Here is a 16,718-nt window from a genome sequence, read left to right as displayed (position 1 = left end):
TCGCAAGGTGAATGAAAAAGGGTAAGCATGGCTTACCCTTTTATTTTTTACAGTTTAATTCTTTTCTTGTTCAAGCTTTTCGCGGGCTGCTTTTAATTCTTCAGCCAACTCTTTTGCTTTTTGCTTGGTTTTTTCAGAAAGTTCACCAGCGGCTTCTTTACTCTCGATCCATGCATCTATGGCAATTTCTTTACCGTCGTCATACATGCTTAAACCCATTTCTTTGCTTTCTGCTAGCAGTGCTTGTAATGAGTCATCGTTAAACTCACTGGTTGCCTCTTTTACATCTTTCCATGCATCATTGACAGCTTGCTTAACTTCTTCTTTCGCTTCGGCTGCGTCTTTTTTTGCTTCATCAGCATCTTCACACCCCGTTAGGGCAATACATCCTAGTAAAACTAAACTTGCTAATTTTTTCATATTTTTCTCTAATGGTTAATTAACACCATAAGCAGTATAAGCATTTAAAAATGAATATAGCTAGAGCAACACGGCTAAGTTTTCGTTTAATGGACGAAAATGATGCAGAATTATTATACGAGCTTGATAACGATCCTCAGGTAATGAAATATTTAACCCGTGGCAAAGTATCAACAATGCAAACAATTAAAAACACTTTTATCCCCCGTTTAAATGCTTTTCGCAATGAACAAAAGGGCTGGGGGCTTTGGCAGGTAAGCGTTACCGACAACAACATGTTTATTGGCTGGGTGTTAGTGAGGCCAATGGGATTTTTTGATAAGCCAGATTATAGCGACCTTGAAATTGGTTGGCGTTTTAAACGTGTTAGTTGGGGGCAGGGTTATGCATCTGAAGCTGCTTTGAGTGTTGCATTGGCGGTTAGTCAACACCCCGAAGTTAAAACACTCTCAGCAACAGCCCTAAAAGATAACCTTGCATCGATTAGTGTAATGAAAAAGCTAGGGCTAAAATTTATAAAAGAATACCTGCACCAAGATGAACACGGAGAATTACCAGCGGTGCTTTATTCATGTCCGAAAGCAGAATTAACCTCACTTAAGCGTAACTAATTGACCTTAGTAGTTTGGCATGTATAAATGAGTATAAAAACGTCAAAAGGAATTAGTATGCGAACTTTAATAAAATACACGGTCAGTGTCTCGCTTCTCGTTGTATTATTTTTTCATCCGCCATTATTAGCCAAACAAGCGGCTGTGGCGATGCCAGACAGTTACAGTAGCGATACTGCACGGGCAATTTTAGAGCAAGGCGGTAATGCCATTGATGCAGCCATAGCAGCCCAATTTGTGTTGGCTGTCACGTTACCTGAGGCCGGTAATATTGGTGGCGGCGGTTTTATGCTGATTCAAAAAGACGGCAAAGGTGACTTTATAGATTACCGTGAAACTGCCCCCGCAGCAGCTCATCGCGATATGTATCTCGATGAAAAAGGGAATGTGATAGACAACATGTCAGTGTACGGTATTCACGCAAGTGGTGTGCCGGGCAGTGTTGCCGGAATGTGGCTAGCACACCAAAAGCATGGCAGCTTAGAGTGGAAAACCCTCGTAGACCCTGCGGTAAAGTTGGCAGAAGACGGTTTTATTGTGCACCCGAAACTTGCTTCAAGTATCCAAAAATATATTTCGCGAATGCAGAAAAAGTCGATAAAAGTTAACTTTGCTGATTATTTTTCTGATGCTAAAGCTAATAAAACCTTTAAGCAACCAGAGCTTGCGGCAACGCTTAAGCGCATTCGTGATAATGGCAAGGCGGGGTTTTATGAAGGCGAAACAGCTAAAATAATTGCCACGTTTATGAAACAGCATGGCGGTATCATTACAGAGCAAGACCTTAAAGACTATCAGGCCAAATCGCGTATGCCTATTAAAGGTCATTGGCGTGGTTTTGAAGTGCTTACTTCACCGCCACCCAGTTCAGGGGGCATTGCTATTTTACAATGGCTAAAAATGTATGATCTTGCTAAACCAACAGGCCCTTTAGAGCATAACTCGACCCGCTATGTGCACATTCTTGCAGAAGTCGGCAAACGAGTCTTTGCTGATAGAGCAGAGTATTTAGGCGATCCTGATTTTTACGATGTACCAAAAACAGCCTTACTCGCGGATGATTATCTCGCTAAACGTGCAACGGGTATTCGTAATGATGTAATTTCAACAACTGAAAACATCAAACCAGGTTTACATGAAAGTGAGCAAACAACACATTTCTCAATTATTGATCAGTGGGGTAATGCGGTCGCAAACACAACAACAATCAACTTAAGCTTTGGCAGCGGTGTGGTTGTTTCTGGAGCAGGCTTTATTCTTAATGATGAAATGGATGACTTTAGTGCTAAACCAGGTGTTATGAATGTTTTCGGTGCATTAGGCGGTGAGGCCAATGAAATTCAACCACACAAACGGATGTTAAGCTCAATGACACCCACCATTTTATTACAAGATAATAAAGTGAAAATGGTAACCGGTTCACCGGGCGGCACCACCATTATTAGTTCAGTGTATGAATCAATCTTAAATGCGGTAGAGTTTAATATGTCTGCTGAGCAAGTCGTAAATAGCCCGCGATTTCATCATCAACTGTGGCCTAAAAACGTGATAAGACACCATAAAGGGCTTGAGCCAAAGGTTATTAAAGCGCTTGAAAAAATGGGCTACAAACTTGATGAGCGTCACTTTGGTGATATGCATGTGATCATCAATAAAGATGGCAAGCTCGATGCCGCATCTGAAGAATCTGGTCGTGGTAAAGCGATGGTATTTGATACCCTTAATTCGTCTAATTAAGTGAGCAATTTTTAACGCAGGTAGCGACCCGTTTAATCCCTCAAAATAATGAAAAAAGGCACCAAAGGTGCCTTTTTCAGTGTGTGATTTTTATTAACCAATAGCAGGGATTACACCAGCCATCTGTAAACCTTGGGCGCTAATGATTAGTACACCAAATAAAGCCGCCAGTGCTAAACCAACATTTCCCCCTTTTACTTGGTAACCTGTTTCAGGTTGGCTTCGGCGTTGTTTGTAAACCATGGCGACAGGCAAAAATACGGCCAGAATAACCAAAGCAATCGCAGCGTAGCCAAGGGCCATAATAAAACCTTGTGGGTAAAATAATGCAAAACCAAGGGGCGGAACAAAGGTAATTAATGCCGTTTTAATTCGGTCTTTACTGCCATCACCTTTTTTAAAGGCATCAGCAAAAAAATCAAATAAACCCAAGCTCACACCTAAAAATGACGTGGCGAGTGCTAAATCTGCGAAAACATTGACCGCAGTCGCAACATGAGGGTTATGTGCAATACTTGCTACACTGCTAACAAAGCCAGATAAACCTTGGCTTTGTATTAAGTCATTTTGGCTCATTATGCCTTGGCTCAACAGTTGCCAAAAAATGTAAATGACGAGCGGTAATGCGGCACCTGCCACCATGACTCTTCGTAAAGTCTTAATGTCGAGACCCACATATTTAACAATCGATGGAATGGAGCCATGAAAGCCAAAAGATGTAAATACCACCGGAATAGCTGAAAGAATTAAACCTTGTTCAATAGGCATTTCGAGTAGGTGCTGGCCATGCACATACGGTGTGAGCATATAAAATAAGCTTGCCAGTACGCACACTTTAATTGTGAAAAGCACTCTATTAAGCTTATCAACCTTACTTGTGCCCAGTGTTACTACGGTACCAATGATCACGGCTAAAATAACGGAGCCAACTTGGGGGGCCAGCGAGAGTGACAAGCCATTATTTAGCTTTTCTTGCAACTGTGCACCACCGCCTGCTATGTATGCGGCGCATAGGGCATAGAACAAGAACATAACTGAAAAGTTAGCCACCCATTGCCCTCGCTTGCCCAACCAAGATTTAGCCAAGGTGTTGAGTGTCGCGTCTCTGTCTGCATATTGATGAAGCTCTAACATTAATAGAGCTGTGTAAGTCATTAAAAACCAAATTAATAAAATGAGTGACAGCGCGGTGGTGAATCCAAGCCCCGCAGAGGCGATGGGCAATGCCAGCATCCCTGCTCCTATGGTGGTGCCAGCAACAATTAACATGCTACCTATTGTTTTATTTTTAAGCACTTTTTGACCCTTAAACTTCGTGAGAGGCATGCAAGATATAACTTGTTTAATAAAACTTAAATAGTTTTGTTATAAATCAAAGAAACTTATTGTAACTTATGATTTACAAGCACGGTTAGGCGCGTAAATATTAGGCTTAATTTTATTCTACATTGTCGTAATTTTGAGTTGACAAAATAATCATATAGGCAGATTCTTAACGCTCTTCTACTTACTTTTTTATGATGATGATGCAGCTAAATAAACGACCAAATAATCGCAGTATGCGTCTGGCAACGCCAGCCGTGTGGTCAGTTATGTGCTGCGGTTAATTAAGTAAGTTTTACTAACCGCGTTCAAAGCGGTTGGCCATTCTTTGTTTTTTCCTCCGCTTTTTTCGCCTTATTACAGGAATAAGCTTGTGCCAGTTAAAGCCTCATATTTTTTAATGGTGGTGATTTGGTCTACAACCCCTCTAGGTATTGTTTGGAGTAGTGAAACCGTTGCGCCCACATTGGCAGTCTTGTTAAGAATGCTGGTGGGTCTTGTGCTTGCTGCATTGGTGGTTGCTATCGCTAATATCCGAGTGCCTTGGCATCGTCGCGCCTTATTCTTATATGCATACTCGAGTATCGGCATATTTGGGGGCATGCTACTGAGCTATATGGCCGCCAAAACAGTGCCTTCTGGCTTAATATCGTTAATGTTTGGTTTAGCACCTATTTTATCGGGATTACTGGCGCAGAAAATTTTAAATGAACCAAAATTCAGCACACTAAAACTCGCTTCACTTGGGTGTGCACTAATCGGTCTTTTTTTAGTAAGCCAGCGTCATATTCAAGGTGGGGTAGAGCAGCTAAGTGGGTTGCTGTATGTATTTATGGCGGTGTGTTTTTTCAGCCTAAGCGGGGTGATGATCAAACGTGTTCGAATCGCTATTCACCCAATGGCGACGACATTCGGTGCTTTAGTCTTTGTAACGCCTTTATTTTTTATAACCTGGTTATTGGTTGATGGTCAACTCAATAGCGAGCTTTGGAGCGTAAAGTCGCTTTACTCGATTGTGTACTTAGGGGTGTTTGGATCGTTAATCGGTGCATTGGCGTATTTTCATGTTTTGCAAAAACTGAATGCCAGCACGGTAGCCCTGACCACCTTAATTACACCAAGTTTTGCTATTGCAATTGGCGGAATATTTAATAATGAGCCGATTGATCAAGCACTGATTGTTGGCGCAACTGTCATTATGATTAGCTTGGCGTTTTTTCAATTTGGTGACAAGTGGCTTAAGCGCTTTAAACGCGTTAAGCCAATTAAAATGAATTAGCAGTGTAGTCGCCGTATAACGGCGACTACATTTTTGCAATTTGAATAACCAAGCGACGGTTTGTATTTCGCCCTAAAATATTGTCATTAGTGGCAACATGGCGTTTTTCACCAAACCCTTCGGTATCCACTTTATTTTCATCGATGCCTAAGCTCACAATATACTCTTTGATTGCTTTAGCCCGCTTTTTAGAAAGCTCAAGGTTATTCCAACGACCACCGTAGCTATCGGTATAAGATGAAATTGAAATAGCAGAAATACTGGTGTCATATTTGAGGTATTCGGCTATTTTATCTAAGCGTTTTTGAGATGATTTTGTCAGCTTACTGGAGTTAGGTTCATAGTTCATTACCGTGAATGAGATATCTTCAAAGCTGTAAGGCAGCATGGCATCTCGGCATTGTAAAAAAGCCCAATAGGCTTGTTTAAAATTAACACTCGACAAGCCTACGGCAATTTTATCGGCACGGTTTTGCCAATCTTGGTAATAAAAAGTAGGCTGATAGCCTTTTTCGAGCTCTGTCAGCATTTCCCAAGCCGTTTTATTGCCTAGCTCACCGTCAAATTTACGTAATAATTTCATATTCGCAATATCGCGTGCTGGTAGGCCTGCACGCCAACTGGGCGGCACAGCTTTTAAACCAGCAATACTGTAATTTTCTGGACGTACAACCATGTCGAGATTAAAGTTGACGTCTTTATTCTTGCTGGCAGAAGTGCTAAAAATGGCTTCGCCATAAAAAGGAACTTCATGATTTAATTGGCATTCTAAGCGCGATGTTTTAACCATTTGCCAATTTGAAGTATCTGCGGTAGCAGTGTATTCGCGCATGGCACTGCTTGCATGCGTGGCTGCAAACGTTGTTAAAAGGCCGAGGCTTAAAGAAAGTAATGAAAGCTTCATCACAGTAAATCTCCAACAAATCATCAATGCCAAATAATTGGCAAGTTTTATAGCAAGCAGTCCAAAACTGCCTGACAGCGTGTTAGCTCATTAAGTTAAAGCAATTATTGTGCCTAAAAAGCCTGTAAGAATCTGTGATTTAATCGCTTTTGCTCTAGCAGAGCAGCTGTGGTTTTTGACATAATAGCCAGCTTACACTGGCAAACCAAGAAGACTATGGAAAATACTGAACAAACTCTTTTCGCAAAACGCTTTCGTGGCTTTTTCCCCGTGGTTATTGATGTTGAAACGGCAGGGTTTAATAAAGACACTGATGCGTTACTTGAAATCGCTGCTTCTGTTTTAAAAATGGATGACGATGGAGTGTTAAGCATTGACCATACGGTGCATTTTCATGTTGAGCCATTTGAAGGCGCGAATATAGAGCAGGCCGCGATTGATTTTAATGGCATAGACCCATTTTCGGCGTTACGCGGTGCGGTGCCTGAAGAAGAGGCCATTAAAGAAATCTGTAAAGCCGTACGTAAAGCACAAAAAGCGGCAGGTTGTCAGCGCTCAGTGGTGGTTGCGCATAATGCGGCTTTTGATCATGGCTTTTTAAATGCGGCGATTGAGCGTTGTAAAATTAAACGCACACCGTTTCATCCGTTCGTGAGTTTTGATACGACCTCACTAGCGGGGCTTGCGTTGGGGCAAACTGTATTAGCGAAAGCCTGTCGTGCAGCGGGTATTGAGTTTGATAATAAACAAGCTCACTCAGCGCTCTATGATACAGAGCGCACAGCAGAATTATTCTGTCTAATTGTTAATCGTTGGCAACAATTAGGCGGATGGCCATTGCCAGAGCAAGCTGAAGAGAATGAAAAGCCAGACTCAGCCGCTAAAACGACTGAGTAATTTTCCCTTCGAAGTATCGCACTAAGTGGGGAGGGTAAATACGTGAAAAATGTTTACTCTCTTGTGCTATTTTCAGCTCAACGCCCGGATGCATTAACTCATTCACTTTTAAGCGACTGGTTGCCAACAAACGCGCAATCTTTTGCTTAACAAGGTATTTCTTTTTCTTAGTGCTTGCGGTTTTAATTTTTATTTGTTGTTCACTGGCTGTTATTTTATTGATGTAATGCGCACGTTGAGCTGCATTGGTTATTTTATTCGCTTTTTTTCGAGCTTGTTGTAAGGCGGCTGCTTTACTGGCAAGCAGCTTTTCAAAGTCATTGATTTGTTGTTGCTTTTGTCTTAAATCATGCCAGTACTGCGCTATAAAGACACGGGTTTTAGTGCCTGATGGCGCACCTAGCTCACCGGTTTCGATACGCATTGCATCTAAAATATTCCCGCCAATAATTTTGCCGCGAGGGTTATTCGCTTTACCGACACGAATTAGACGACGTGCACTTAAATCACAGTGCAGAGCTTGACGCTCTATAAACAGATCTTGCTCACTTTTAATATGGCAAAACTGTGCATACCCAACCGAAATAGTGCGTGTTGCGCTTATATTGCATGTAAAGTGATCTTCATTTTCACGGTGCCGGCCAATGGCCCCGAGCATAATAGTGACTTCGCTTTTACTTTCGATTGTTGCTGATTCAACAAATCCCAGTACTGTAATATCACCTGTAGCTTTAACGCACATACCATCTTTAACATCGCCACTAATGATAACACTGCCATCAAACTCAACATGGCCTGTACTGATATCAACATGATGAAAGCACAACACATCGTCTACGCGCATGCCGCGGGGCAGTGCAACGGGCACTCCTTTGGTGTCGGCAATGAGTAAATTACTGTTCATCGGATCAAGGCGGGTCCCTTCAAAGGGCTCTAGGGGGTAATCTTTACCTGCTTGCGCGGGTAAAGTATCGCCAAATACAGTAAAGCCATTTTCACCCGCAGTTGCAGGAATACGTTGCATAAGTGGCGCACCGGGCTTAACCGTGATAATCGCGCCCAAGTTTCGCATATCAACTTTGCCACCCGATGTGGCTTGTGGGCTAAGAACGCGATCTTGTGCTGTTGAACATAATCGGACAAACCGTGCATCGTTCCCATCTTTTGGGTTACGGCCATGCGCAACAATAGCACTGTAGTGCGCACCAGCAGGTTGTTTAAACTGCTGACCTAAAAAAGTATCAAGCGCAGAGTGACTTATGCCGCGCTTAACTCCCGCAGCAGATAGCGCTGCTTGTGCATCATCCATACTCACAACTTTGCCACCACGTGCTGTTGTCAGGCTCGCTTCTGCAATCATATTTTTTTCATCAACGGTGATTTCAATATGTGCATCAACGGCTTTTGCAACAACCAATGATTGATTTTGATATTGACTGCTAGGTGTAAAAAGTTTGCCAATATTGGCATCAACAAGTTCACAGTCTGCGTAAGACGATTGCTCAATTAACTCAATGAGTTGTGAACTCGTTATGGGAAAGCCAGCATCGCGCGGATGCTCACACAAGGATACATATCCACTTTGCTCATCGAACAAAAACATCGACATCAAGTAAGTCCTGTAAAAGAGGCCTGTTATTATTATTTTTTCGTTGCTACAGGATTGTTTTAAGAAGAGGTAACAACGTCTCCCATTTCAGCACAACTTTTGTATGATGTTAAGAACTTGTATGCTTAATATGTGAAAATTCGTATAAAAACTGACTTTTCCTGTTTGGTTTTTCAGCACTCAAAGGGGTTATGCCAAAATAACCTGATTAATGCCTTGAGTATAAAGGGTTTACTCAGTTATACTTCACATACACTCTGAATGAGATACCAAATTCAGGGGCTGATTAGGATTCGACGGAATTCAAGACGCCCGAGGTGCATGTCGAGGTGCGGTTGGCCTCGTAAAAAAGCCGCAATTTAAAGTAATCGCAAACGACGATAACTACTCTCTAGCAGCTTAGGCTGGCTAGCGCTCCTTCCATGTATTCTTGTGGACTGGATTTTGGAGTGTCACCCTTACACATGATCGCGACGGAAACCCTGGCCGGGGTTGAAGCGTTAAAACTAAGCGGCCTCGCCTTTGCAGATCGTGTTCGTCCGAGCTGTAAAGGTTAACTAAAAGACGATACTAAGCATGTAGTACCAAAGGTCGAGGCTTTTCGGACGGGGGTTCAAATCCCCCCAGCTCCACCAAACATAAAAGGCCGCTCTCAGAGCGGCCTTTTTTATTGCCTAAAATACACCCCTAATTCATTGAGTCTGAAGGGGTTAATCACATTAAATCACACAACCAACTGAACGGCATCGATGATGAGTTTGTTTTCAACATCAATCGTTTCGATGATGTGTTTATGAAGGCGCTTTTTATGTTCGGCAAATATAGGGCGTTTTTTATCGAACTGGCTGGCAAATTCGAATGCGGTATTAAACAAGCTTTCGCTGTCGGGGCAGGCTTGTTCGATGACGTGGTCTGCAACAAGCTCGCTTGCGGTAACCCGGCGTCCTGTCAATTTCATTTCGTTAAAGCGGTAATAAGGCATCGATTTTTTTACAAATTCAATCATGCCTGGTAAAAACGGAATCGATAAATCAACTTCAGGAAAACAGAAAAAGCCACGGTTACTTTGCATAAATCTAAAATCGCAGGCGCACGCTAAAATAGCCCCATTACCAAATGCATGGCCATTAATAGCGGCAATGACTGGCATTGGGTAAAGTAACAAACGTTTAAATACGGCATCCATAGCGTGCATAAAACCACTTACTTCTTCATATTTTTGTGCTTTTAAAGCGGGCATTAGCCAGTCGGTGTCTATACCTAAACTCCACGATTTTTCATCACTTGAGGTAATAATCAGTGCTTTGTGTTCTGAGTTCGCTTCAATGTCATTAAGGCAATTTAAAAATGCTTCTGCAAACGTGGGGTTATGGCGGTTTTCACCTGCGGTCATTGTGAGAATAGCAACACTGCCTTGTGTGCTTACGGTTATGGGGGTCATGGTGTGCCTTTATCGTTTTCTTTTGTTATAGATATAGTTATATACCATCAGTTGCACAAAATAAACCTCTAGTCCGACCAGTTTGAGTGCTGAGGAGGTTCTCCGCTTTTAGTCGAAATGCAGTTTCAAACAGTCGCTAATACTATCTTGCCATGGTAATTTTAGTCTAAACACTCTATTTAAAGCGCGATAATGGAACTGGTAAGTTGGGATTTCTTTAGTGGGGGGTTGTTAAGCCCGATCAGCACAATTATCTTAATTATATTGGCAGGTTTTACCTCGATGGTGTCTGCTGCATTTGGTGCTGGTGGCGGGTTAATGTTGTTAGTCATTATGGCGTCAATGATGCCTATGAGTGTGGTGATCCCTGTGCACGGCTTAGTGCAGCTGGGCTCTAACGCGAACCGCTTTTTATATACTTTTAAGCATATCGATGGCGCTATGTTTTTATATTTCTCGTTGGGAGGAATCTTTGGTTCACTGGTAGCGTCAACTATCGTCACCGCTATTCCGCTTGAGTTAATGAAAATAGTGGTGGCAGCTTTTGTGCTCTATTTGCTTTGGGGGGTGACACCTAAGATCAGAGAAACATCAACGCTTTGGCGCATATTAGCAGGGCTTTGGACCTCGTTTATTTCGATGTTTGTGGGTGCCAGTGGGCCGCTGGTTGGTAGTTGTTTGTATGTAAATAACTACAATAAGCTGCAATTTACCGCGACATTTTCGAGTTGTATGACGGTACAGCATACTTTAAAGGCTATTTTGTATGGTGCTGTCGGGTTTGCATTTTGGCAGTGGTTGCCGCTTGTAATGTCGATGATTATGAGTGGTGCAATAGGCACTTGGCTGGGTTTGAAGCTATTGCACCGTATCTCATCAGATAAATTTAAACAGATTTTTCGTTTAGTACTGACGTTACTTTCCCTGCAACTTGCGTGGCAGGGAATCTATTTTGTGTTTGCTTAGTTACCTGCTAATAGCTCGTCGAGTGGTTTGTCACCATTAAATAACTCGAATAGTTGCGATTTATCAGGTTTATGACTGGCGATATAAACCAGTGCATCAGCAACATCTTCTCGGTTTATCACGGCATCTTGGCGTGTTGCAGGACGATTTATGGTGAATAATCCAGACGCCGATTCGTTAAGGAGTGTGCCTGGTCTTACTATGCTGTAATGTAAGCCACTGTGTAGTAGATGCTCATCGGCCATGTGCTTAGCCACTAAATAGGGTTTGATGCTGCTTTCAATGCCATCGGGATCATCAGCGCCAATGGAGCTTACCATGATAAAGTGCTCAACCTGTGCATCAACTGCATAGTTAATTGCTTTTACCGCAGCCCATAAATCAATGAGCAAGGTTTTATCGGCACCGGTTGCACCACCAGAGCCGGCACTAAAAATAACTTGCTGTACCCCTGTAAGTGCGCGACTAAAATCATTTTCTAGATCCTGCTCAACAATGCTCAGGTTTGGGTGCTCAATATCAGTCAATTTGCTTTTATCACGTACTAATGCCACGACTTCATGCTCTTGAGCGAGCATTTTTTGGGTGGTCATTTTACCTATTTGTCCGCTTGCACCTATGATTAGGGTTTTCATACCAAACTCCTTCCAGTTGCGTTAACTTTTACGTGTAACTTACTACTTTGGGGTGTGATCTTAATTTTAAAGGGACAAATTAAACTAATTTGTAATCGGCTTGAAAAAGAAGGGGACTTTTTAGCCCCCTGTCTTTTTAGATTTTATTACGAATTAGGTCGCGAATAATAAAGCGAGCAGGGTGAATTGCTTGGCTAACACGTTCGCTAAAAGGTCTGGGTTCATTGTTTAAGCAGGCGACCAAGTGTTCGGCACACAGTGGCGCACTGCACAGACCTCTTGCCCCAAACCCTGTAAGCACATGCAAGCCTTGTTGAGGTTTTGCTAAGGGCTGATATTGGTAACGTTTTCCGAGTCTTAAATTCGCAAAGGCATTGACATAATCGTCTTGCTCCGCCCACTCGCCAGCCATTGGTAGGTGATCAATAAAGCTGCATCTTACTGCTGCTTTGGCTGCGGTAATTTCGCCTAATGATGTGGCAAAGTCACTGTCTTTATAGAAGCTAAGCAGTTGTTCTCGATTTGTTTGGTTGTCTTGCTCTTTCACTTCGCGGCTTTTTGAGTTTTTCTCAAATGTTGCCCCCATGCAGTGATGCTCTTGAAACTCAGGGGTAAAATATCCTTTATGACACAGCACCGTTTTTAATTGTTTGGATTGCTCACTTGCCTCAACATGCGATACCTGACCACGCACACCTACAGCGGGCAATGCCTGGGTTTGCTTAAATTGGTCGCTATGCTCGCCCGCACATATTATTACATCGCTAAATGGACCAAATTGCTGTGTTTTTGTGTGTAACACCCAACCTGATTCTGTTTTTTCAAGTTGTTCAATATGGCAGTTAAAATGGGTTTTAATTGGATTGAGTGAGTATGCCTTATTAAAGAGGGCGGTCACTAAGGCAGGCGGGTTTACCCAGCCACCTTGTTCAAAGAATACGCCAGAGTAGCCTGTGTTTACTCCCGCAATATCATCGCCTTCAGTCGCACTGACATTGCGCATTAATTCAGTTGGCCAAAGCGCTTTGTCGGCTAAATTTTGGTGTTTATCGGCCAAGCCCTGTTTTACTGCGTGTTGCAATACACCACACCATTGGTGAGGGTAGTCGAAGCCGTCATCGAGTAATTGTTGATATAGGCGTTTTGCGTATAAAAAGCTATGCGCAAACATTTCGCTGTGCGGTGAGTTCTTGGCTTGCAGGTGCGGGTAAACAGCGCCCTGAACATTGTGTGAGGCCCCCATAGCAAGTGCGTCATCTTGGCAAAAAAGTGTCGTTGTAATGCCCCTTTTTGCTAAAGAGTACATCACACTACTACTGGCGATGCCGCCACCGATAACAGCAACGTTATTTAATGTACTTGCATGATGAGAAAAATACGAAGGGCCAGATTGCTGCTCTGTGGGTGTTGTTAAGGTGCCAATCAGCATTTCACGTTTTTTGCCGTAGCCTTTGGCTTTGGCCATAGCGAAACCGGCTTCAATTAAACCGCGTCTAACAAATCCTGCAGCTGTGAACGTAGCTAGGGTGGCATGTTCGCGTGAAATTGCACGCATCTTATTAAACACACTTTGCTGCCACATATCGGGGTTTTTACTCGGCGCGAAACCGTCTAAGTACCATGCATCAACAACGCCTTCACGTGGATAACTCATGGCATCAATGCTGTCTTGTACGTCACCAAAATAAAGGTCGAGTACGACTCGCCCGTCGGCAAATTCTAATCTGTGGCAGCCAGCAAGGTTAATGGGGTATTGAGCAATTAACTGGGCACTAAATGTGTGTAAGCTAGGCCACGCCTTTAGTGCATGGGCAAGGTCATCACGTTTAATTGGAAATTTTTCGAACGAGATAAAATGCAAGCGTCTAACCGAGCTATTGACACTTTTATTTACACTAAGGTCGTGTTGATTTTGAACTTCTTGCTTGTCATGCTGCCTATCAAGGTGAGCAGCAAATTGCTGCCAGGTATTTAAAAAGTTAAGCCCTGTACCAAAACCCGTCTCGGCAATAACAAAATGCGCGCGGTCATGATTTTGTAACCGTTGCGAGATATTGTTTTGTTGATAAAACACATAATGCGATTCAGCTAAGCCATCGTCATTGGAGAAGTAAACATCGTCAAACTGATCGGCGACGGGTGTACCAAGGTGATTAAAATGTATATTTGCGTTTTTGATCATGGTTTAACTAAATAACTACAACTTTTTTTCATTATTTTACGTGTTTTCTTTGAAATAGTCTGGCGTTATTTATAAGCTACACATTCAGAGTACATGTGTACGCTAGAAAGCTGACCACTTAACGTGTATTTTCAGCGTAAAATAGAACACAATTTAGTATAGAGCTAAGGTAATTACCCATGAGAAGAGCCGTTATTACGGGCATCGGTGTTGTTTCAAGCATCGGTAACAACAAAGAAGAAGTATTAGAATCATTAAAACAAGGCCGTAGTGGTATCGCGTTCAACCAAGAGTTTGCTGATTACAACCTACGTAGCAACGTTTCAGGCAAAATCGATATTGATGTTAAAGAATTTGTTGATCGTAAAGCGATGCGTTTTATGGGCGATGCAGCAGCATATGCTTATATTTCAATGGCACAAGCAATTGAAGATGCAGGCCTTAATGAAGAGCAAGTTTCAAACGAACGCACTGGTTTATTAGTGGGTTCGGGTGGTGGTTCATCTAAATGGCAAGTTGAAGCCGCTGACATTCTTCGTGAAAAAGGCGTGAAGCGTGTAGGTCCATACATGGTACCGCGCACGATGGCGAGCACCACGTCGGCATGTCTTGCAACACCATTCAAAATTAAAGGTGTTAACTACTCAATTAGTTCTGCTTGTGCAACATCTGCACACTGTATTGGTCATGCGGTTGAGCAAATTCAACTTGGCAAGCAAGATGTGATCTTTGCGGGTGGTGGTGAAGAGCTTCACTGGACACTGGCGATGGAATTCGATGCAATGGGCGCATTGTCGACTAAATATAACGAAACTCCTGAGAAAGCATCGCGCACTTACGATGCAAACCGTGACGGTTTTGTTATCTCTGGTGGTGGCGGTATCGTTGTCGTTGAAGAACTTGAGCATGCACTTGCTCGTGGCGCACACATCTACGCTGAAATCACAGGGTATGGTGCAACTTCTGACGGTTACGACATGGTAGCACCATCAGGTGAAGGTGCGGTACGTTGTATGAAGCAAGCAATGCAAGGTCTTGAAGGCGGCATTGATTACTTAAATACGCACGGTACTTCAACCCCAGTTGGTGATGTTAAAGAGCTTGGCGCAATTCAAGAAGTGTTTGGCGGTAACTCACCGATGATCAGTGCAACAAAAGCAATGACGGGTCACGCATTAGGTGCGGCAGGCGTTCACGAGGCTATTTTCTCGTTGTTAATGCTAGAGCACAACTTTGTTGCACCTTCTATCAATATTGATGAGTTAGATGAGCAAGCAGAAGGTCTAAACATTGTTACTGAGCGAAAAGACGTTGAACTGAATACAGTAATGTCTAACAGCTTTGGTTTCGGTGGCACAAACGCCACACTAGTAATGAGCAAATATAAAGGTTAAACCTCTCCAGTATTTGCCAAAGCCGAGCGTTTGCTCGGCTTTTTCGTTTCTAACTCCGCACTGTATTCTTTGCCTTTTATATTTATTAAGCGTGAGTCTGTATGAGCAGTTACGCTATCCGTATAGCTATATTTTCGTTACAATAGCGCCACTTTTCTGCTTCTCGGACACACAGATGAAAATTCTTGCAGATCAAAATATGCCATTGGTTGAGCAGTACTTTGCCGATTTTGGTGATGTTGAGCGATTTGATGGCCGTAACTTACAACCTGAGCAGTTGGCTGGGGTTGATATACTATTAACTCGTTCAGTGACAAATGTTGATAACGCGTTATTAACTCTGGCAGATAAGTTGAAGTTTGTTGGTACGGCAACCATAGGTGTTGACCACATTGATACTGAACTACTGGCAGAGCGCAATATTGCATTTAGCAGTGCGCCGGGCTGTAATGCCGTTGCTGTAGCAGAATATGTTATTAGTAGTTTATATGCTTTATGCCAAGAAAATGCTGAGTCACTGCAAGGTAAAACCATTGGTATTGTTGGGGTAGGCAGCATTGGTAGTTGTCTGCGCGATAAGTTAAACCTACTGGGTATGAACGTATTGCTCTGCGATCCTCCTAAGCATGAGACGGGTGAATTGGTAGAACATACTGATTTTGATACCCTTCTTGACACTGCCGATATAATTACGTTTCACGTGCCGTTGGTGAAGCAGGGGCCGCATAAAACGTTGCATATGTTAAACAAACAACGTTTAGCGAAGCTTAAAGATGGCACGACGCTTATTAATGCAAGCCGTGGTGATGTTATCGATAATCAGGCTTTGCTAGAGTTATTTGAGCAAGGAGCGAAACTTGATTGCGTGCTTGATGTTTGGGAAAACGAGCCAAATATACTTACTCCGCTGCTTAATTATGTGCGTTTTGCGAGTGTGCACATTGCAGGCCATACCCTTGAAGGAAAAGCCCGTGGTACTCAAATGTTGTACCAAAAAGTGTGCGAACTTGAGGGTGTTGCAGCGCTGAAGTCGCTGGAAGATTTTTTACCTGAACCAATTAGCCATGCTGTCTCGCTCGGTGAAACCTTTACGTTAGATGACATAGGCCGCTTAGTACACCTTATTTACGATGTTCGTCGTGATGATGGCATCTTGCGTAGTAAGTTAAATCAAGAAGGGTTTGATAGCCTACGGAAAAATTACCCGCCACGACGTGAATTTAATACACTGTCGGTGGCTGCAAACAGTGCCTGTGAAGCCGCTTTAGCTGCACTGGGATTTAGAATTAACGAATAAAGTCAGTACTTTATTCATATGAG

The 16,718-nt window shown here is 42.8% G+C and carries 14 protein-coding genes and 1 other RNA gene; 8 read left to right on the top strand and 7 right to left on the bottom strand.

The features are described 5' to 3' along the window. Nucleotides 1-54: 54 nt before the first annotated feature. On the bottom strand, nt 55-420 hold the full coding sequence (locus tag BWD47_RS07175) for a hypothetical protein (RefSeq protein WP_036967240.1): 366 nt from the start codon (nt 418-420) through the stop codon (nt 55-57). 50 nt (nt 421-470) lie between these two features. Here BWD47_RS07175 and BWD47_RS07170 point away from each other — a divergent pair, with 50 nt between their 5' ends. Together BWD47_RS07170 and ggt are read left to right on the top strand one after the other, a co-directional pair. Further along, a complete protein-coding gene (locus tag BWD47_RS07170) occupies nt 471-1,031 on the top strand; it encodes a GNAT family N-acetyltransferase (protein WP_075593712.1) in 561 nt (186 codons plus the stop codon). Between the two features lie 57 nt (nt 1,032-1,088). Continuing rightward, nucleotides 1,089-2,768 (top strand): gamma-glutamyltransferase, encoded by a 1,680-nt coding sequence (gene ggt, locus BWD47_RS07165; protein WP_075593711.1) that lies wholly within the window; start codon nt 1,089-1,091, stop codon nt 2,766-2,768. Between the two features lie 93 nt (nt 2,769-2,861). Here ggt and BWD47_RS07160 read toward each other — a convergent pair whose 3' ends face one another. After that, nucleotides 2,862-4,064, bottom strand: a complete 1,203-nt coding sequence (locus tag BWD47_RS07160) for an aromatic amino acid transport family protein (protein ID WP_075593803.1) — start codon at nt 4,062-4,064, stop codon at nt 2,862-2,864. A gap of 400 nt (nt 4,065-4,464) precedes the next feature. Here BWD47_RS07160 and BWD47_RS07155 point away from each other — a divergent pair, with 400 nt between their 5' ends. Beyond that, nucleotides 4,465-5,370, top strand: coding sequence for a DMT family transporter (locus tag BWD47_RS07155; RefSeq protein ID WP_036967245.1), 906 nt, complete (start codon nt 4,465-4,467; stop codon nt 5,368-5,370). Between the two features lie 25 nt (nt 5,371-5,395). On the opposite strand, the gene BWD47_RS07150 is transcribed toward BWD47_RS07155, so the two are convergent. Continuing rightward, the gene (locus tag BWD47_RS07150; RefSeq protein WP_036967246.1) at nt 5,396-6,274 is read right to left on the bottom strand and encodes an OmpA family protein; all 879 of its coding nucleotides are present in this window, start codon (nt 6,272-6,274) and stop codon (nt 5,396-5,398) included. 216 nt (nt 6,275-6,490) lie between these two features. Between BWD47_RS07150 and rnt the strand changes: the two genes are divergently transcribed. Further along, nucleotides 6,491-7,171 carry a ribonuclease T gene (gene rnt / locus BWD47_RS07145; RefSeq protein ID WP_036967250.1) on the top strand — a complete coding sequence of 227 codons (681 nt, stop codon included), beginning with the start codon at nt 6,491-6,493 and terminating at the stop codon, nt 7,169-7,171. On the opposite strand, the gene BWD47_RS07140 is transcribed toward rnt, so the two are convergent. Beyond that, the gene (locus tag BWD47_RS07140; protein WP_036967253.1) at nt 7,155-8,780 is read right to left on the bottom strand and encodes a FapA family protein; all 1,626 of its coding nucleotides are present in this window, start codon (nt 8,778-8,780) and stop codon (nt 7,155-7,157) included. The genes rnt and BWD47_RS07140 overlap by 17 nt on opposite strands. Nucleotides 8,781-9,058: 278 nt before the next feature. Between BWD47_RS07140 and ssrA the strand changes: the two genes are divergently transcribed. Next, nucleotides 9,059-9,415: a transfer-messenger RNA gene (ssrA, locus tag BWD47_RS07135) on the top strand. Nucleotides 9,416-9,504: 89 nt separating this feature from the next. Here ssrA and BWD47_RS07130 read toward each other — a convergent pair. Further along, nucleotides 9,505-10,221 (bottom strand): enoyl-CoA hydratase/isomerase family protein, encoded by a 717-nt coding sequence (locus BWD47_RS07130; RefSeq protein ID WP_065978090.1) that lies wholly within the window; start codon nt 10,219-10,221, stop codon nt 9,505-9,507. A 192-nt stretch (nt 10,222-10,413) separates the two neighbouring features. Between BWD47_RS07130 and BWD47_RS07125 the strand changes: the two genes are divergently transcribed. Further along, on the top strand, nt 10,414-11,187 hold the full coding sequence (locus BWD47_RS07125; protein WP_075593710.1) for a sulfite exporter TauE/SafE family protein: 774 nt from the start codon (nt 10,414-10,416) through the stop codon (nt 11,185-11,187). On the opposite strand, the gene BWD47_RS07120 is transcribed toward BWD47_RS07125, so the two are convergent. Then, nucleotides 11,184-11,822, bottom strand: a complete 639-nt coding sequence (locus BWD47_RS07120; protein WP_036967306.1) for an SDR family oxidoreductase — start codon at nt 11,820-11,822, stop codon at nt 11,184-11,186. The two genes, BWD47_RS07125 and BWD47_RS07120, sit on opposite strands and share 4 nt — an antisense overlap. A 136-nt stretch (nt 11,823-11,958) precedes the next feature. Further along, nucleotides 11,959-14,004 (bottom strand): bifunctional tRNA (5-methylaminomethyl-2-thiouridine)(34)-methyltransferase MnmD/FAD-dependent 5-carboxymethylaminomethyl-2-thiouridine(34) oxidoreductase MnmC, encoded by a 2,046-nt coding sequence (mnmC, locus tag BWD47_RS07115; protein ID WP_075593709.1) that lies wholly within the window; start codon nt 14,002-14,004, stop codon nt 11,959-11,961. Nucleotides 14,005-14,183: 179 nt separating this feature from the next. On the opposite strand from mnmC, the gene fabB reads away from it, so the two are divergent. Both fabB and BWD47_RS07105 read left to right on the top strand, forming a co-directional pair. After that, nucleotides 14,184-15,398 carry a beta-ketoacyl-ACP synthase I gene (gene fabB, locus BWD47_RS07110; protein WP_036967312.1) on the top strand — a complete coding sequence of 405 codons (1,215 nt, stop codon included), beginning with the start codon at nt 14,184-14,186 and terminating at the stop codon, nt 15,396-15,398. 175 nt (nt 15,399-15,573) lie between these two features. Then, nucleotides 15,574-16,695 (top strand): 4-phosphoerythronate dehydrogenase, encoded by a 1,122-nt coding sequence (locus tag BWD47_RS07105; protein WP_075593708.1) that lies wholly within the window; start codon nt 15,574-15,576, stop codon nt 16,693-16,695. The last annotated feature ends 23 nt before the right edge of the window (nt 16,696-16,718 follow it).

The sequence above is a fragment of the Pseudoalteromonas sp. PAB 2.2 genome (assembly GCF_001938575.1).
Classification (GTDB): domain Bacteria; phylum Pseudomonadota; class Gammaproteobacteria; order Enterobacterales; family Alteromonadaceae; genus Pseudoalteromonas; species Pseudoalteromonas lipolytica.
The sequence above is the reverse complement of the archived record's forward strand: the minus strand, read 5'-3'. Positions and strand labels throughout refer to the sequence as shown.